Consider the following 19,160-nt stretch of genomic DNA (forward strand, 5'->3'; position numbering starts at 1 on the left):
GAGCATATTCAATTCACCTCCAAACTCAGAAAAGGGTCAGACCGTAAGCCTAAAGGTTGAAGTGAGGTGTTAATATGTGGATTTCTATAGGTTGATAAACAGATTTGCTATGTAACATCAATTTATTAGAAATGGTATAGAACGTTAGATTAGTAAAAATACCCTTCCCTACAACATTACCAAGGAAGAGTATTTTTTAATATGTTTACACAAAATTATTTATAGGCTAGCCAGGCATAGATATGTTTCACCTACTGTTAAGATATTAAAGTTACATTAATTGTTGAAACTATTGTTCCAGCTGCGTTTAATAATTTAATTGTAACTACATCTCCAACACTTTTTCCTGGAAATATTGTTGTATTTGTTCCCAAGTTAGCAATTGTAGATATAATTTTTGTGCCATCAAATACTTGGTATTTTGTAGCTTCTTTTTTAATTGAAGTAGCATTTATTATTGCTCCAAATGGAGCAGCTTTTACTGTTGCAATAACTGATGTTTCTTCTTCATTAGGTATAGTGCTTGATAAAGCTGTATGTGCTACAGTATTTTGTGTTGATGTTATTGCTTCGGTTGTTACTGCACCTAGTTTAGTTCCAGTTACTGTGTTGGCAGCAAATGCTATGTTACTGGTTGAAATAGCCATACTTGCTAGAAGGATACCTGTCATAAGTTTAATTTTAATACGTTTACTTTTCATTTATATTCACTCCTTTAATTTTTTATCTACTTTATTATAACATGAAATTATTGTATTAATATTTAATATATAATATTTATGTATAATTATGTTATTAAAGATAGCGTATTGAAAAATGAGGGAAATGATAAATATGAAGAAGTAGCTTGTAGTAATGAAAATAAAGGTTAATACATGGTATAATATATTTTATTACTAGATTGGATGGTGACATATTGAAAAAACTAAGTATTATTTTATGTTTATTATGGATGGGATTTATATTTTATAACTCTTCTAGACCTGCTACAATATCAGATAAACAGAGTTATGGAATTGTTAATTCCATAAGAAGTGGAAAAAGTGTTCTGGAAGGTAAAACAAATCCAGCTAAAGTTAAAAGCACTGTGCTACCAGAAGGTATAAGAAATCAAAAAATAGATGTAATTATAAGAAAAAATGCGCATGCTTTTGAATATTGTATGTTAGCGGTATTTGTTGCAAATTTGTTATTTCTATTTAGGGTTAAAGGAAAAAATGCATTAATTTATATCATGTTTATATGTTTATTTTATGCAGTAACTGATGAATTCCATCAGTCGTTTGTTTTAGGGAGAGGATCACTAGTAAGCGATGTGTTGATAGACTTTATGGGTTCTTTAATAGGACTCGGAATTTTCTATTTAGCATATTATAAGATATACACTAAACATATAACAAAGGGAAGAACTGCGGCGCAAGGTGTTATGAAATAGAAACACAAGGATTTTAAGATAGTCAACTTATAAAACTACCGAGGTGCATGGTTATGCATTTGGGTAGTTTTTATTTAGTTAAAAGCAATTTATATTTTAGTAATTATTCGTAAAGTTCTGCATAAATATATATATATTAAATTTTATGATAAATAACATAAAATAATCTGTTCCAGTTCAGGAACGCATCATCGCCAAAAATATATTGTTAATTTTAAATATAGGGGGTGGGTATATAGCTAATTTAGAAGGGAATTTACGAATCCGTAATGATAAAAGAATGGTTTGGACAATTGGGATCGCTGTGTTTTTGTTAGAATGTATAGCCGGTTATTATTACAATGTTTGTGTTGGATATTATCATAGTGATGGAATTAGTAGAGTCGCTAATGCATTTTATGTTTTATACAGCCGTAACCCTCATTTGGGTGCGATAGGATTTGTTTGGACTCCCTTACCGAGTATGATAGATTTGGGATTTCTGTTGTTATATCCATGGATTCCTGCAATGGCAACCAAGGGAATTGCAGGGATGCTCATGAGTGCTATTTTTGCTTCATTAACTGCGAGTATATTGGTTGGAGCTTTTATTAAACGTGGTATTTCGCGTTTGTATGCGGTTATTTTTACACTATTATATTCACTAAATCCAATGGTTTTCATATTTGGATTTAATGGTTTAAGTGATGCTCCGTTTATATTTTTCGTGATTCTGAGTATTATATCTTTTTTAAATTGGGTTGATGAGCATAAGCTAGGCGATTTGGTAGTAGTGAGTTTTGCTTTAGCATTAGCTTTTTGGTGTCGGTATGAAGCAGTTCCATTTGCTTTTAGTATGGCTATCGGCTGTGTTATTATCGCAATGCTGGTCAGCAGAAATGCTGCTCCACATAGCGAAGGTGATACCCGTTATAAATGGTCATGGGCGGAAGGCATACTCACCATTATTGTTACTCCACTTTGTTATTCTATAATATTGTGGGTTTTGTTTAATATGATAATTATGCATAATCCGCTGTATTTTTTAAATGGAGATTATTCGAATACTGCTCAGATTCAGGGACACTTAAGCTCATCAATATATGTAGATATGGTCAGTGCACCTGTAAAAGCTTGTATTTTTGCTCTAAAAAAGATTTTGGTGTTTTCCGCGCCTTTGATAGCGATATTAATTCTTAAATTGCTTAATCATCGCTTGTGGCGATGGGATACGCTAATCCTTCTGGGAATGTTTATTTCTATACCTATGTTGCAAGTTATTATGCTGGTAAAAGGAACAACATTAGGATGGTTAAGATATTTTATGTATGTGCTACCAGTAGGATTTGCCTGGTTACCATATGAGCTAAGCAAGGTGAAACGTAAGTGGATGTTTATTATTCCTATTATGGGAATGATATTAAATTTTATTATCTTATCATATGTCATTACTCAGCCTACCATTGCGCCTGATGAAAACACTTTTCTTAAGAATACATTTAAGCAGCACAATCAGACTTACTATGACGAAAAACAATTTAGCGATATTGCAGGGTATTTAGATGAAAACTATCCTAATAGTAACATTTTGGTGGATTCATTCTCTGCTTATTTAATTATTTTGAAAACCCAGTTTCCGAGGCGCTTATATATATCTAGTGATTATTATTTTAATGAGGCCATCTCAGACCCACAAAAATATGGAGTTAGCTATATTTTGATTCCTAAACCTGGATCCTCATCTGTGATTAGTGTAATTAATAATGCTTATCCCAATTTGTTTGAACATGGGGCTGAATGGGCGGAACTTGTAAGGGACTTTGGTTCAAAGTGGCGACTGTACAAGGTAATAAGAAAAACAGGAGGAAATATCCAATGAATCAGGCGGTAATCGAGGTATCTGTAGTCATACCAGTATGGAATGAAGCTCAGCATTTACATCAGACACTCAAAACAATTGATAAATTTATTCAGCAGTCTACCAAATCTTTTGAACTAATTATTGTTGATGACGGTTCAACTGACGAAACATGGGCTGAACTTATGGCTGTTTGTTTTGAAATCCCTCAGGTGGAAGGTATTCGCCTTAGTAGAAATTTTGGTAAGGAGCGGGCCCTTTGCGCAGGACTAGAGCATGCAAAGGGTCAAGCGGTGATTATTATGGATGGGGATCTTCAGCATCCGCCAGAGTTAATTCCGCAGATGATTGATTATTGGCGCTCCGATACAGCAAAAATTGTTGAATGTGTAAAAAGGACACGTGGTAAGGAGTCTTTTGGATATGGGATGGGCGCAAAGTTGTTTTACTGGTTACTCCAGAAGCTTACAAGATATGATTTACATGGGGCAAGTGATTATAAGCTTCTTGATCGTCAAGTTGTTGAAGCTTGGGCTATCATGCCAGAACGTATAACTTTTTTTCGCGGTATGACTGCATGGTTAGGATTCTCTCGGGTTCAAATTGAGTTTGATGTAGCGCCACGAATTGAAGGCACGACGAGTTGGAAATTTACAACTCTTGTTAGATTGGCTCTTCATGCGGTTGTGACTTTTACATCATGGCCACTATCCTTTGTTTCGATTATTGGAATGATGTTTTTTGTTGGGTCCGTAATTCTTGGAATTCAAACTCTCTATATGAAATTAATGGGGGTAGCTGTAACAGGGTTTACAACAGTTATCTTGTTGCTGCTTAGCATGAATAGCATGATTATGCTGGGTATTGGGATTCTTGGCGAATATATTGCAGCAATTTATGATGAGGTCAAAGGGCGACCAAGATATATAGTCAGTCAGAAAACTCAAAATGTTCTATCGGATGAAAATATAAGTGACCAATAAAATTGGAATAAGGAGAAAATGATGGGCGAGCAGAAGCCGGTTCGATTAGGAGAAATTTTGGTTGAAAATGGGTGGATATCAGAATGTGATTTGAATAAAGCACTGGATTATCAGAAAATGTATGGTGGGCTTCTTGGAAATATATTAATTGATTTTGGATGGGCGGAGGAGTCTAAGGTTCTTGAGGCAATCAAATTTATCCACTCGAAAGGAAAGATTGGAGAATTACTTATTGATCTTGGTATTTTGACAGTGGAGCAGTTGGATAGCGCTCTAGAATTCCAACAAAAAAGTGGGGGAGCACTGGGCGAGATTCTATTATCGCTAGGACTCGTAGATGCACAGACGTTATTTAGAACTATTGCCACGCAACAAGGTATGGGGCGAATTGGGTCTGAATTTACTATGGATTTTTCAGTGAAAATTCCTGAGGAGATAGCAAATAGATTGCAAGCAATAGTCCTTAGAGCAAATTTACACAGGGTTGTTGTGGCTGTGGCTAAAATACTTTCAAAAGAGCAGGTTAACATCCTAGAATCGACACTTGAAAACAAAATTGAACAGGTGATATCAACGCATGATGAGATGGAGATGCTTTGGAGTCTTGTTTATCCTGGTGAATTAATGATGATTAGTACCGAAAAACTGGCTAATGAAAGACCTGATCAATCGGCACGTACTATATTCACCAGGCGACAGATCATATTAATTGTGACGATCTTAGTAGTAATTGTCCTTGGACTTTGTTTTAATAGGTTTAAGACAGCATTAATTATTAATATATTTATCCAGGTGGTATATTTCATAGTAGTATTACTTAAGTTTTTTATGATTATGCAGGGAACACGTAATGGTGCTCAGATAAGAATAACTGACGAAGAAGTTGAATCATTGGATGAACGCGAGCTACCAGTCTACACTATCTTGGTGCCTATGTACAAGGAGAGTCGAGTGATCTTAGCGTTACTAGAAAATTTGGAACTACTTGATTACCCTAAACACAAATTAGATATTCGCCTTTTGGTAGAAGAAGACGATGTGGAGGCGCAGGAACTTTTAGAATCCCAGAATTTAAAGTACTATTATACAATTATTGTCGTACCTCACGCATTGCCAAAGACAAAACCGAAGGCTTGTAATTATGGGCTTATCAATGCAAGAGGTGAGTATACGGTTATTTATGACGCAGAGGATCGACCTGATTTGGATCAACTAAAAAAAGTCTATATTGCCTTTGCGCGAAGTCCGGAGTCTTGCTGTTGTATTCAAGGTAAGCTTAACTATTATAATAGTAACCAGAATATGTTAACTCGTTGGTTTACTCAAGAATATAGTATGTGGTTCGATTTACTTTTACCAGGTCTTATGAAACTGAATATTCCAATTCCTCTCGGAGGTACGTCAAATCATTTTAAAACAGAGATTTTAAAAAGTCTGAACGCTTGGGATCCATACAATGTAACGGAAGATGCTGATTTAGGGATTCGCCTTTATGCATCGGGTTATACAACGGGCATTGTGAACTCAAGGACTTGGGAAGAAGCAAATAGCCGTATTGGTAATTGGATTAGACAAAGGTCACGTTGGATTAAGGGATATATGCAGACATGGCTAGTACACATGAGATTTCCCTTACGTTTGTGGCGTCAAGTTGGGACCAGAGGTATGATAGGATTACAGGTTATTACCTTAGCAACGCCAATACTCCCATTAATTAATCCATTTTTATGGTTGATGCTTTTATTGTGGTTTACAACTCATTATCATCTTATTCCAATGTTATTTCCAGGACCAATCTATTACATGGCAGCAATAGAACTTATAATTGGAAATTTTATTTTTGTTTTTAGTAACATCGTTGGGGTATTTTGGGTTATTGATGATCTACAGGAAAAGGGAAATTATGCACTTTCTTTTAAGTTGGTTAAATATGCACTCCTTACACCAATCTATTGGGCTTTAATGAGCATAGCAGCATATAAAGCGGTTTGGCAATTAATTACAAATCCGTTTTATTGGGAGAAGACAGATCATGGATTGACAAAATATGAAAATTAATGTGCTAGTACGTTATGGTATGGTTGGTTTACTAGGTACTATCATCCATTTTGGGAGTCTTATTTTACTTGTCGAATTTGCCAATTTTGATCCTGTTCTTGGATCCGCTTTGGGGTTCCTTCTGGTACTCGTGATTTCTTATATTTTAAATCGAACGTGGACATTTCAGTCGAAAAGCAGAAACGTACGGCAATTTTTAATCTATTCAATAGTTTCTTTGATTGGGCTAGGGTTAAATAGTACCATTATATTTATTAGTGTTCATGTCCTTAAATGGAACTATCTTTATGGACAGTGCTTGGTGGTTCTTGTAGTTCCAGTATCCAATTATTTATTGAATAGTTTATGGACTTTTAGAGATTAGTGCCACCCACGTGGCAGGTGGCATATTGTTAACTGATGATTTAAAGACATTAATGTCAATGTTTAAAAGATGATGAATAAATGGTATAATATACTTTATTACTAAATTGAGTGGTGACATGAGGTTAGGAGAAATTTATGAAGATTTTATTAAAAAGAAAAACAATAGTGAAGATTTTATTATGTGTTGTTTGGTTAGGGGTAATTTTTTATAATGGTACAAGGCCAGGTGAAACATCACAAAAGACTAGTAGAGGTCTTATAGAGTTTGCAGGAGGGGTTATGAATATTTCGCCAGCTAATATAGAAAAAGTAGGTGGTAAATTTAATGATGTTAATTTTTATGTGAGAAAAAATGCACATTTTTTTCAATACTTTATATTTAGCATATTGCTATGTTCTATAGTAAGGCAGTCTAAATTACAAAGAAGTAATAAAATATGGATGTTACTATTTTTACTTTTACTATTTCCTGTAATAGATGAATTTATTCAAAAATATATACCAAGCAGAACCTCCAATGTTCTTGATATAGTAATTGACTTTAGCGGTGGGGTTCTAGGAATGCTTATAGTAGGTGTACGGGGCCATTTTATACATCTGAAAAAAAGGAAAAGAACAATAGGTGATACCCACATGGTAAGTGGTATCCATAAATAAATAAGTGGAGAGGAACAGTTGAGAAACTGTTCTTATTTTTTTGTTTAATAACCTAAAATAAAGTTTTTAAGAAGATTAGGAAAAAATATGTCGATAAATGATGAAAAAAGAGTGTAAAATTATAAAGATATGCTATAATATTTAAGGAAATACAAGTTAATTATTACAAAATGGTAATAATTAACTAAAATGTACGAATGATGAGGAGCGAAAATATGAAGAAAATTAAAAACTGGAAGAAGATCTTGTTAAGTATGTTTATTATTTGTGTATTAATTGTAGGAGGGGTCTTTGGTTACGCTTTTTATAAACTTAATAAAATAAACACTGTAGAAATATCGAAAACTGATGACATGTTAGGTATTAATTTTAAGTCATTATCTGAATCAGAAAATGCTAAGGGAATAACTAATATTGCTTTTTTGGGTATAGATAGAATGGATGCAAATCAAAAGACAAGTCGCTCGGATTCTATAATAATAGTTTCCATAGATTCAAACAACAAGAAAATAAAAATGTCTTCTATTATGAGGGATACATATGTAAAAATAAAAGGTCACGGCCAAACAAAGATTACCCATGCATATGCATATGGGGGACCACAACTTGCTATAAGCACTATTAATGAAAATTTTAATTTGGATATTAGGGATTATATCACTCTTGATTTCTTTTCATTTGAAAAGATAATAGATGCTATTGGTGATGTAAGTATTGATATTAAACAAGATGAAATTAGCCCTATGAATGATAAAATAGTAGAAATTTCTAAAATAGAAAAAAAATCGGTTCCTAAAATTATAAAACCGGGACTACAAACTTTAAACGGACTTCAGGCTGTTGCGTATTCACGAGTACGGTTTACCGATGGTGGCGATTCTCGAAGAATTGAAAGACAGAAAACGGTAATGTCACTTATTATGACAAAGATTCAGTCATTAGGGGTAGCAAAATTTCCGTCGGTTGTTTCTGAGCTTTTACCTTATACGGAAACAAGTTTAAGTAGTATGGATATAATGAAGCTTGGTACAAAAGTGCTTACATCTAATACAACAACCTTGGAACAAGACAGATTCCCAGTGGATGGTTATAGTATGGGAAAAACGATAGACAAAGTTTGGTATTTGGTTGCTGACATGAAGTCTACTATAGCGCAACTGCATAACTTTATTTATAAAGACATAAAGTCAGTACCTAAAGCTCCAATGTAGAAAGAATTTGTCCATAACAAACTTAAAAGTACTAGCGGTTTAGGCTGCTAGTACTTTGTCATAAGCTTTCACACATAAATTTATGATTCTCATTTGTGCTTAAGTTGATAATTCATATACTATAAGATATATAGTTTTAATTTTTGAAAACATTTACAATAAATATATTAAGAACCATTGACATTTAATTGCTGAGGTTTTATAATTTAGTTAATCGAATTACTTAATCGGTTAACTAAAAAAGAGGTGAGGTTATGAATAAGGTTTGTATCCTTGGAAGTATTAATATGGATATGGTGGTTTCTATAGATAAAATGCCACTAGTTGGAGAAACTATTTTTAGTGAAAGTTTCAAATTAGCACATGGCGGCAAAGGTGCTAATCAAGCAGTTGCATCGCGAAGACTAGGAGCAGAGGTATATATGATAGGCAAAATAGGTCAAGATTCTTATGGATCGCAAATAGTAAATGCCTTAGAAAAAGAAAGGATAAATGTTGATAGCATATTTAAAGATGATGTTAAGCCAACAGGCACAGCAATAATTACAGTAGATAATAAAGGTAATAATTCAATAATAGTTGTAGCAGGTGCAAATATGGCTCTTAATTTAGAAGAAATAGATAAGTGCAAAGAAGTTATAGCGAGTAGTGACATAATAGTAGCACAATTTGAGACACCAATTGAAGTTACAATGGAAGTTTTTAAATTTGCAAAAGAAAATGGGGTTATTACAATTTTAAACCCGGCCCCAGCAAAAGAAATTCCTAAAGAGTTGTTTGCGTACACAGATATTATAGTTCCGAATGAAACAGAAGCTACAACCCTTACAGGAGTAAATGTTCAAGATTTAGAAAGTGCAAAACAAGCTGCAAATACCTTTTTAGATAATAAAGTTAAATATGTAATTATTACCCTAGGTCATATGGGAGCAGCGGTGATATCAAAGCAGGAGGCAGTGTTAATACCTGCATATAAAGTTAATGCTATTGATAGTACTGCAGCTGGAGATTCGTTTATAGGAGCAATAACTACTAAATTAACAAAATCTAATTTAAACATTAATTCACTTGTAGAGGCAGTTAAATTTGCAAATAAAGTTTCAGCTATAGTAGTTCAAAGAGAAGGTGCACAAGCGTCAATACCATTTTTAAATGAAATTAATGAGGAGCAGTGAACATGAAAAAAATTGGAATTTTAAATGGAGAGATTTCTAGTGTAGTTTCAAAAATGGGACATAAAGATCTAATTGCCATAGGAGATTGTGGATTACCAATACCTGATAAAACAAAAAGGATAGATATAGCATTATCAAAAGGTATCCCTAGTTTTATAGAGACATTAAAAAATGTATTATTAGAACTTCAAGTAGAAGAGGTAATTTTGGCCTTAGAAATAGAAGAAAATAATCCTAAAGTCTTTGAAGAAATAAAAAGACAATTTGAAAATGTGAAATTTACTTTTATAACTCATGAGGAATTAAAAATAATGTTAAATGAGTGTAAGGCTGTAATTAGAACAGGGGAGCAAACTCCTTATGCGAATATAATTCTTAAATCTGGAGTAATTTTTTAAGGAGGAGTAATTATGAAAGAAAAAATTCCTTTCCTCGAAATGAAAGGTATATCAAAATGTTTTCCCGGAGTAAAGGCACTTGATAACATAAATTTAAGCTTATATAAGGGAGAAGTGCTAGCACTTTTAGGAGAAAACGGTGCAGGAAAGTCCACATTAATTAAGATTTTAGGTGGTGTTTATCAAAAGGATGATGGCAAAGTTGTTATACAAGGTTCAGAAGTAGATATAAAAAATGTAAAAGAAGCTGAAAAACTAGGTATATCAATAATACATCAAGAGCTAAGTGTTTTACCAAATTTAACAGTTGCAGAAAATTTATTTTTAGGAAATGAAAAAATAAACAAAGTAACTAAAAAGGTAGATAAAAAAACAATGAACACTATGTGTAAAGATTATCTTAAACAAATTGGGAGTAATGTTGACCCCGAGGAGTATGTTAAAAATATAAGTATTGGAGAAATGCAAATGCTTGAAATAGTAAAAGCAATTTCTAAAAACTCTAATATAATTGTCATGGATGAGCCAACATCTGCTCTAACAGATACAGAAACGGAGAAGCTTTTTAAAGTTGTTGAAATGCTCAAAAGTAGGGATATAGCAATAATATATATATCTCATAGATTGGACGAGATTTTTGCGATTTGCGATAGAATAAATGTTTTAAGAGATGGTAAATATGTAGGCGAAGTCAAAGTAAACGATGTCAGTAAAGATGATTTGATAACTATGATGGTAGGGAGAAAAATGGAAGAACAATATCCATATAAAAAACCCACTAATGTAACCCCTATATTAAAATTGAAGGATGTTTGCCTGGAAGGTATTTTAAAATCAATTAATCTAGAAGTAAGAGCAGGAGAAATCCTTGGAATGTCAGGGCTTATGGGTTCAGGTAGATCGGAAGTAGCAAAGGTTATTTTTGGAGAATATAAGAAAACTAGTGGTTCTATTGAGATGAATGGAAAACAAGTAAATATTAATTGTCCTAAAGATGCAATAAATAACGGAATAGCGTATTTATCCGAAGACAGAAAAAAAGAAGGATTAATACTTCCTTTATCTGTAAAGCAAAATATGACATTAGCGTCTTTAGATAAGTTTGAAAAGAAAATATTCCGCATAAGTAAAGCAGATGAAAAGAATGTAGTTGATGAATATATAAAAAAATTAGCAATTAAAACACCTACTCAAGACCAGTTAATAAAGAATTTAAGTGGAGGAAATCAACAAAAGGTTATTATAGCAAAGTGGCTTATACAGTCTCCTAAAGTTTTAATAATAGATGAGCCAACAAGAGGTATAGATGTAGGTGCAAAAAAAGAGATATATGATGTATTGAATCAGTTAAAAGCGGAAGGAAAAGCAGTTATTATGATCTCTTCAGATATGTCAGAAGTACTTGGAATTTCAGATAGAATAGTGGTAATGCATGAGGGGAAAATAACTGGAGAGTTAAGTAGGCAAGAGGCTACTCAAGAAAGCATAATGAAATTAGCAATTGGAGAATAAAAAAGAGTATAAGATTTGCAAGGGAGGGTTAAAATGTCGAATATAAAAGAGAATTTATTAAAATATAAATCCATTTTAGCATTAGCTATATTATGCATAATTGTTAGTATAATTTCACCAACATTTTTACAAGTATCAAATTTAAGAAATTTATTCACTCAAATTTCTGTAAATGCAGTTATATCATTAGGTATGACTTTTGTAATACTTACAGGTGGAATAGATTTGTCTGTAGGGTCAATTGTTGCAATAGCAGGTGCAGTGGCTGCTGCGACTATAAAAAACACTGGAAGTATACCACTAGCAATACTGGCAGCATTATTTACAGGAGTTTTAGTCGGGTTTATTAATGGAATAATTGTTGCAAAAGGAAAAGTTCAAGCATTTGTAGCTACTTTGGCTACACAAACTGTATTTAGGGGAGTTACCTATGTATTTACTGGAGGTAACCCTATATCTGGCTTAGGTAGTGACTTTATTAGACTAACAAATAGTAGAATACTCGGAATACCTGTTCCGGTGATTATTACCATAATTGTATTTGCTATTTGTGTCTATCTTTTGACACAAACTAGATATGGAAGATATATATATGCAGTCGGCGGAAATGAAGATTCATCAAGACTTTCTGGTATAAGTGTAAATAATGTTAAAAATTGGGCATATATTATATCTGGAGCTACGGCTGCAATCGCTGGAATTATAGTTACAAGTAGAATAGGGTCAGCTGCGCCAACGGCTGGAAATGGATATGAATTAGATGCAATAGCTGCAATAGTTATTGGGGGAGCAAACTTGGTTGGTGGAGAAGGAACAATATTTGGGACAATAATAGGTGTGTTAATTATTGGAGTTTTAAGCAATGGGTTAAATCTTATGGATGTTTCAGCTTTTTATCAAACTATAGTAAAAGGACTGGTAATACTATTGGCAGTTTTGATTGAGAAGAAAAAGGCTACTAATTAATACATCAAATAAATATTATTAGGAGGAAATTTAATGAAAAAATTATGTAAACTAGTTTCAGTGGCAATGATAGCAACTATGACAATTGGTGTACTTGTGGGATGTGGCTCTAGCGCTAACACAAAAACTAAAACTCCAGCTTCAAGTGAAAAATCTGATTCTAAAAAAATAGGTATGGTTGTTTCAACCTTAAATAATCCTTTCTTTGTAACACTAAAAGAAGGTGCTGAAGCTAAGGCTAAAGAATTAGGATATCAATTATTAGTTGTTGACTCACAAAATGATTCATCAAAAGAGCTTTCAAACGTTCAAGATTTATTGCAAAAGGGAGTTAGTGTTATAATACTTAATCCTGTTGATAGTGATGCAGCTCAAAGTTCAGTTATGCAAGCTAATAATGAAAAGATCCCAGTAATAACTGTAGATAGAAAATCCAATGGAGGAGATGTAGTTTGTCATATAGCTTCAGATAATGTGAAAGGTGGAGAAATGGCAGGTAAATTTATAAAGGAAAAACTTGGTGATAAAGGCAATATAGCAGAACTTCAAGGAACAACAGGTGCTTCTGCAACTCGTGACAGAGGAAAAGGATTCCATAATGTAGTTGATGTAGATAAAAATCTAAAGGTTGTATCATCTCAACCAGCTGATTTTGATAGACAAAAGGGATTAACTGTAACTGAAAACATGTTACAATCAAATTCTAATATTCAAGCTATTTTTGCACAAAATGATGAGATGGCATTAGGAGCTGTTAAAGCATTAAGTACTTCAGGGAAAAAAGCTATAGTTGTTGGATTTGATGGAGGCGATGATGCAAAAAAAGCTGTAGATGCCGGAGAAATGACAGCAACAGTAGCACAACAACCAAAGCTCATGGGAAGTATGGCTATAGAAAATGTTAAAAAAATATTAACTGGGGCAACTGTAGCTAAGGAAGTTGGAGTTGACTTAAAATTATATGTAAAGACCAAAAAATAAAATGATTGTAATGCCTATTGGTAAACTGTAGATTATTAATATATAATTGAAATAGATTAGAAATATTAAGATTATATAGTTGCATATTCTATGAGGAATCGAGGTAGTTAGCTAATGAATAAGATAACAATGAAAGATATTGCAGAAAAAGTAGGAGTCTCAAAGACCACAGTATCTTTGGTTATTAATAAGAAGGCCGATAATATAAGTGAAGAAACCAAAAACAAGATTTATGAAGTTATAGAGGAAACCGGGTATATTCCTAATAATGTTGCTAGAGGTTTAAAAACTAAAAAGTCTGGAAGTATTGCAATAATTATGCCAGATATATTAAATCCATTCTTCTCAGAGTTATCAAGAGCTATAGAAGATTTTGCAAATAAATTAGGGTATAATGTATTCCTCTGTAATTCAGATAATAATGCAAATAAAGAAAAGAGGTATGTCAAACTTTTAATAAGTAAACTAATTGATGGGATAATCTTGATTCCAGGACAAGAAAGTGAGGATAGTGCAAATCTATTAAAATTAAATGACATACCATTTGTATTTGTAGATAGATATATTAAAGGGTTTGAAGATTATCCTGGTGTTTATTTTGATAATAAACAAGGGATTCAATGTGGAGTAGAATACTTGTATGGTAAAAATAAAAGAAATATAGTATTTGTAACTGGCCCAAAGAAAATGACTATATATAAAGAAAGAATAGATGGATATAAAGAGAGCATGAGTAAATACGGAATTTATAATAAATCATTAATTTTTGAAAGCACCTTTACTTTAGAAGGTGGTATGGAAGTAACTAATCATATAATTGATGAATGTAAATCTGTTGATGCTATTTTCTATTCTAACGATGTAATGGCTATAGGGGGAATGAAAACCCTTAAGAGAAGAGGATACAAAATTCCTGAAGATATTGTAATAATGGGCTTCGATGGAATAACATTATCTAAGATGATTGAACCAGAACTTACAACAATTCAACAACCTATATATAGTATGGGAGAGCAAGCCTGTAAACTAATAATAGATATTATAAAAGGAGAATCAATAGATAATTTAAAAATACATTTTCCACCTAGGATTATAGTTCGCGGAACAACTTAGTAGTGTCACCCACGTTGCAAGTGGGTGGGTATAATGATAAGGAAGGTGTTTGGAATAAATTTATTCCAAGCATCTTCCTTTTTTAAACCTAATTTAATGATTACTTATTTCATTTATTTTCATATATTAGAAACATTTTTTCTACTTAAATATCTTAGTTTATGCTTGTAAGTTGGTATGTTTGCGAGGCATCATTGTATTGAAATTCATATACATAACTTTGAGTCCTAGGAGTACTAACACCATCTTTACTATATATGATATAAGATTCTGAATTAGAAGTATCTAAATGGGCTTCGTGGGATAATATTATTGGAACATTTAACTTAATATGTTATAATGTTGCTTATTGTCAACTGAATTTAAATTTATTTACTATGGGGGGTATTAACTTGTCTTTAGATAAGAAAAAAACTGGATTTTTTAAAAAAATATTTTCATTTAAAATAGCTTTTATAATGCTGATATTTGTGGCAGTAAGTTCAAGAACTTACATAGCCCAGGCGGCGACTTCTTCTGTCAGTCAACTTAAAATAGTTGGAAGCCAATTATGTGATTCCACCGGTAAAGCTATTCAATTAAAGGGAATGAGTTCCCACGGACTTCAATGGTATGGTGATTACATGAATTATGATAGTATGAAATATTTAAGAGATAATTGGAGCGTTAATGTTGTACGTGCTGCAATGTATACTGACCAAGGTGGATATATTTCAAATCCAACAACAACAAAGGCTAAAGTTAAGGAAATAGTTCAAGCTGCTATAGATTTAAATATGTATGTAATTATCGATTGGCACATATTAAATGATGGTAATCCTAATACCTACAAGGAACAATCAAAATCATTCTTCAAAGAAATGGCTACGGCATATGGAAATCATCCAAATGTGATATATGAAATCTGTAATGAACCAAATGGTAGCACTACTTGGGCAAATGATATAAAACCTTATGCTCAATATATAATTCCTGCTATAAGAGCTATAGATCCCGATAACATAATAATTGTTGGTACAAGTACATGGAGCCAAGATGTTGACACTGCTGCAAATAGTCCTCTATCATACTCTAATATAATGTATGCATGTCATTTCTATGCAGGGACACATGGACAATCACTTAGAGACAAGATAAATTATGCTATGTCAAAAGGTATAGCTGTATTTGTAACAGAATGGGGAACATCTGATGCTTCAGGTAATGGAGGACCATATATCGATGCATCACAACAGTGGATTGACTATATGGCTAATAAAAAAATAAGTTGGGTTAACTGGTCATTATGTGATAAAAGCGAAGCAGCTTCTGCTTTAAAACCTGGTGGTAGTACAACTGGGGGATGGACAGATTCTGATCTTACAACTTCTGGCCTATTCGTAAAGAAAAATATAGGTGGATCTACAAGCAGTACTATTACTAGTTCTCAAGTATCAGCACCAGCTTCCAACATTGCTGCAGGAACCTATAATTCAACACAAACTGTAACATTAAGCTGTTCTACTTTAGGTGATACTATATACTACACTACAGATGGGACTACTCCGACAAGTTCTTCACACATATACACTAGTCCTATAACTGTATCAAAAACTACAACAATTAAGGCTTTAGCTATAAAATCAGGTATGACTAATTCTAATGTAACATCAGTAACTTATACTATTGTCACTGTGGATAGTAACACTAGTACATCAAATTCATCTGTAGAGGTTATATATACAATAGGAAATGATTGGGGTAGTGGTTCAACTATTAATGTAACTATTAAAAATAACGGTACAACTGCAATAAATGGTTGGACATTATCATGGACTCAACCAGCTAATCAGTCAAATGGTAATATGTGGAATGCTACTTACTCAATGAGTAGCTCAAGCATAAGTGTTAAAAATATGAGTTATAATGCTGTTATAGCAGCTAATGGAGGAACTCAAACATTTGGATTTAACATCAATTATAATGGTTTAAAGACTAAACCAATAAGCCTCTCACTAAATGGTATATCATGCAAAATTCAATAATGTAACTAGTTATATAGCAATTAACCGAAAGGGGGTTCTTTTGCCCGATTGCTATATAAAATGGTTGTGGATTTTCATTTATGGCACCAGTCACTCCAAGATGTTTTAAAGTTATCACTATTTTGTTTACTATATTGATAGAATTGTTTTAAAAAATCAGCTCTATTTTCATCTCCGGTTTTGTTCCCTTCAGCATCTTTCTTTAATATATCAGATCCTCCTATTAATACTTGACGCTGAATTATATCTTCAAAACTTACTTGTTTTGCATTATTCATCATATCATACATAGCCATAAAAGTAGTAGTTCTTCCTACCCCACCTCTACAGTGAAAATGAAGCCAAGTATCATTAGTAGATATTTTTTGTATCTCTTTTACAAATAAATCTACTTGATCATCTTTAGGTTTTAAGTGGTCGGATATAGTAAGTCTTAAATAGTATATTTTTTGAGATTCGGCTAATTCTCTTTCTGTCTGAACTTTTTTAGGGTTTACAATTTCAGGAATCGTATTAACGGACTTACCCTCCTTAAGTTTATCAAAGGCAACATATTTATTTTTTTTGATTTTTTCTAATTTAGCTTTTTCATCTTTTATAATATCATAGTTTTCTTTATTTATATTAGCTTGGTCTTTTTCACCAAACCAACTTATAGACATTCCTTCAACAAAACCATGAGCTTCTTGTCTTAAATCTACATCTATGATATTTTTGATTTTTTTATTGGCTTTAAATTTATCTTTTATCATTTTGAGGCCGTTCTCACTAAGAGAGCCACTACCTGATTCGTTCAAGTTTGCTAATCCTTTTAAATTAACATTAGCAGCTGATTGTTTGCTAATTGGATCACTTGACATTCTGAAGTTTTTAGGTAATACGTTTTGATTATCTTTATCTATTACTAATTTTACGTTGGTATTATTTTGTGAAACTTGAGTCTTAGTAGAGTCTAAAGTAATATTATTAAATGTTTCTCGTTGTAAACAATATGAGCCTACTAATAATCCTGTAATAATTGTTATCATTAATAAAGATTTTAAGTTTTTGTTCATTATCAACAACTCCATTTTTGTATTAGAATGTGTTCTTATTCATTTATATATAGTTGATTATAATATACAATATTACCATAAAAAGAAAAATATAAGAATAAAAAATGTTTAAAAAGGGCTTATGCTAGCGATAGCGTGAGCTCTTTTGCATGTAAAGCAACGCTAACTGATAAAAGAAAAATAGTAAGTATTTTATCACATTTGGGGTTTAAATGTCTTTTATGACCCAAAATGGACTGTTCATGATTTTTCTATTGTGTTTTATTGTATTTTTTTATAAGATAATATTAACAAAGGGACAACCCTTAAGGATTTAAAAGATAGTGGTTACCCTATCACAATTAACGAAGGAGGATTTAAAATGAAAAAAATTAAAATGAAAGTTGTTACTGTATGTTTATCTTTAGGAATGATTGCAGGTACTCTACTTACACCAGTTGCTGCTTATGCAGCTAGTACTAGTAGCACTACTACTAGTACTATTACTAATACAATTTCAAATGGGATTGAAACTAGTATTGCTAACGATAATGACGCTAAAAAGTACGATACTAGTGTAGGCGATTTACTCACAGAGAGCAAGGCTTGGGCTCCTGGTGTAAATTTTAATGTAAACGTTGATGTATTAGGAATTGCTAATAAAATAGCAGCAGCAATAAGTAGGAACAACTTCAATGGACAAAGAGCTGCTTTTTGCAAAAATTTAATGGAAACAACATTCTATGCAGCAGGTGGTAGATACAATGTAGTGGTTATGGACTTATCACAAAACTATAAATATAGAATTTCTGGTGTGAAAATGTATGCTGGTTACCAATTTGATGGAACTACATACGGAGTTTGGGTTTTCGATAAAAACCAACCTAAGGGATCTTTCTTTAGAAACGATGGCCGTAGAGGCTGGGATCACTGGGCTTGCAGAGGATGGCAAACACTAACAGATAATGTAATGTGGTATAATAGATAAAAAATAAAGTTACTATATATTTTAGGGTTTATTAGTAAAAAAGCCATTGCCTATAAAAGCAATGGCTTTTTTTTTTTTTTTTTTTTTTTTTTTTTTTTTTTTTATTTAAAAATACAATTTAATTAAAATTTATTTTTTTTTTTTTTTTTTTTTTTTTTTTTTTTTCGTTTTGTTGGAAATGTAGGCAGTCACTTACTCTATTAAAAGTTAGCTTACAAGTACACATCTCCTTTGTCTTGTAAAATCTCTTGCAGAGGTTATACCCTCACCAGTAGGCCCAGCAATAGTGAAAGTTGTAAATCCCTCTGCACCAGAACCTACTCCAGCAAAGGATTTAGCATTCTTTACAAAAATAGTTGTATCTATTTCTGTTTCAAATCTATCTAAATTATCGATATTTTTTGAATATATATATGCACTAT

At 32.4% G+C, this 19,160-nt stretch carries 17 protein-coding genes and 1 pseudogene; 15 read left to right on the forward strand and 3 right to left on the reverse strand.

Annotation, left to right across the window (positions count from 1 at the left end; all coding sequences use genetic code 11):
• Positions 1 to 257: 257 nt before the first annotated feature.
• Entirely contained in the window at positions 258 to 701 is a 444-nt protein-coding gene (locus KPL54_RS24005) for a hypothetical protein (RefSeq protein WP_216109023.1), read from the reverse strand.
• Between the two features lie 215 nt (positions 702 to 916).
• Between KPL54_RS24005 and KPL54_RS24010 the strand changes: the two genes are divergently transcribed.
• From KPL54_RS24010 to KPL54_RS24075, 14 genes are all read left to right on the forward strand, one after another.
• Positions 917 to 1,435, forward strand: coding sequence for a VanZ family protein (locus tag KPL54_RS24010; protein ID WP_216109024.1), 519 nt, complete (start codon positions 917 to 919; stop codon positions 1,433 to 1,435).
• Between the two features lie 304 nt (positions 1,436 to 1,739).
• On the forward strand, positions 1,740 to 3,293 hold the full coding sequence (locus tag KPL54_RS24015; RefSeq protein ID WP_309245414.1) for an ArnT family glycosyltransferase: 1,554 nt from the start codon (positions 1,740 to 1,742) through the stop codon (positions 3,291 to 3,293).
• Positions 3,290 to 4,255 (forward strand): glycosyltransferase family 2 protein, encoded by a 966-nt coding sequence (locus KPL54_RS24020; RefSeq protein ID WP_216109026.1) that lies wholly within the window; start codon positions 3,290 to 3,292, stop codon positions 4,253 to 4,255. The genes KPL54_RS24015 and KPL54_RS24020 overlap by 4 nt, the downstream gene beginning before the upstream one ends.
• A 21-nt stretch (positions 4,256 to 4,276) precedes the next feature.
• Positions 4,277 to 6,313 carry a glycosyltransferase family 2 protein gene (locus tag KPL54_RS24025; protein WP_216109027.1) on the forward strand — a complete coding sequence of 679 codons (2,037 nt, stop codon included), beginning with the start codon at positions 4,277 to 4,279 and terminating at the stop codon, positions 6,311 to 6,313.
• A gap of 19 nt (positions 6,314 to 6,332) precedes the next feature.
• Positions 6,333 to 6,677, forward strand: a complete 345-nt coding sequence (locus KPL54_RS24030; RefSeq protein WP_253203763.1) for a GtrA family protein — start codon at positions 6,333 to 6,335, stop codon at positions 6,675 to 6,677.
• 137 nt (positions 6,678 to 6,814) lie between these two features.
• Positions 6,815 to 7,336 (forward strand): VanZ family protein, encoded by a 522-nt coding sequence (locus tag KPL54_RS24035; RefSeq protein WP_216109029.1) that lies wholly within the window; start codon positions 6,815 to 6,817, stop codon positions 7,334 to 7,336.
• A gap of 215 nt (positions 7,337 to 7,551) precedes the next feature.
• A complete protein-coding gene (locus tag KPL54_RS24040; RefSeq protein WP_216109030.1) occupies positions 7,552 to 8,547 on the forward strand; it encodes an LCP family protein in 996 nt (331 codons plus the stop codon).
• A 254-nt stretch (positions 8,548 to 8,801) separates the two neighbouring features.
• Positions 8,802 to 9,722 carry a ribokinase gene (gene rbsK, locus KPL54_RS24045; RefSeq protein WP_216109031.1) on the forward strand — a complete coding sequence of 307 codons (921 nt, stop codon included), beginning with the start codon at positions 8,802 to 8,804 and terminating at the stop codon, positions 9,720 to 9,722.
• Between the two features lie 2 nt (positions 9,723 to 9,724).
• Positions 9,725 to 10,120 (forward strand): D-ribose pyranase, encoded by a 396-nt coding sequence (gene rbsD, locus KPL54_RS24050; protein ID WP_216109032.1) that lies wholly within the window; start codon positions 9,725 to 9,727, stop codon positions 10,118 to 10,120.
• A gap of 12 nt (positions 10,121 to 10,132) precedes the next feature.
• Positions 10,133 to 11,632: a sugar ABC transporter ATP-binding protein gene (locus tag KPL54_RS24055; RefSeq protein WP_216109033.1), complete on the forward strand. Its 1,500-nt coding sequence runs from the start codon at positions 10,133 to 10,135 to the stop codon at positions 11,630 to 11,632.
• 33 nt (positions 11,633 to 11,665) lie between these two features.
• Positions 11,666 to 12,598: an ABC transporter permease subunit gene (locus KPL54_RS24060; protein WP_216109034.1), complete on the forward strand. Its 933-nt coding sequence runs from the start codon at positions 11,666 to 11,668 to the stop codon at positions 12,596 to 12,598.
• A 33-nt stretch (positions 12,599 to 12,631) separates the two neighbouring features.
• Positions 12,632 to 13,579, forward strand: a complete 948-nt coding sequence (gene rbsB, locus KPL54_RS24065) for a ribose ABC transporter substrate-binding protein RbsB (protein WP_216109035.1) — start codon at positions 12,632 to 12,634, stop codon at positions 13,577 to 13,579.
• Positions 13,580 to 13,693: 114 nt separating this feature from the next.
• Positions 13,694 to 14,692 (forward strand): LacI family DNA-binding transcriptional regulator, encoded by a 999-nt coding sequence (locus KPL54_RS24070; protein WP_216109036.1) that lies wholly within the window; start codon positions 13,694 to 13,696, stop codon positions 14,690 to 14,692.
• 392 nt (positions 14,693 to 15,084) lie between these two features.
• Positions 15,085 to 16,716 (forward strand): cellulase family glycosylhydrolase, encoded by a 1,632-nt coding sequence (locus KPL54_RS24075; RefSeq protein ID WP_290444467.1) that lies wholly within the window; start codon positions 15,085 to 15,087, stop codon positions 16,714 to 16,716.
• 74 nt (positions 16,717 to 16,790) lie between these two features.
• Here KPL54_RS24075 and KPL54_RS24080 read toward each other — a convergent pair whose 3' ends face one another.
• On the reverse strand, positions 16,791 to 17,771 hold the full coding sequence (locus KPL54_RS24080) for a phosphatase domain-containing putative toxin (RefSeq protein WP_216109038.1): 981 nt from the start codon (positions 17,769 to 17,771) through the stop codon (positions 16,791 to 16,793).
• 361 nt (positions 17,772 to 18,132) lie between these two features.
• Here KPL54_RS24080 and KPL54_RS24085 point away from each other — a divergent pair, with 361 nt between their 5' ends.
• Positions 18,133 to 18,738, forward strand: coding sequence for a hypothetical protein (locus KPL54_RS24085; RefSeq protein ID WP_216109039.1), 606 nt, complete (start codon positions 18,133 to 18,135; stop codon positions 18,736 to 18,738).
• Positions 18,739 to 18,945: 207 nt separating this feature from the next.
• On the opposite strand, the pseudogene KPL54_RS24090 reads toward KPL54_RS24085, so the two are convergent.
• Positions 18,946 to 19,160 (reverse strand): annotated as a pseudogene (locus KPL54_RS24090) (aldehyde dehydrogenase EutE); the annotation flags it as partial.

This window comes from Clostridium estertheticum (genome assembly GCF_018861295.1).
GTDB classification, from domain to species: domain Bacteria; phylum Bacillota; class Clostridia; order Clostridiales; family Clostridiaceae; genus Clostridium_AD; species Clostridium_AD estertheticum_D.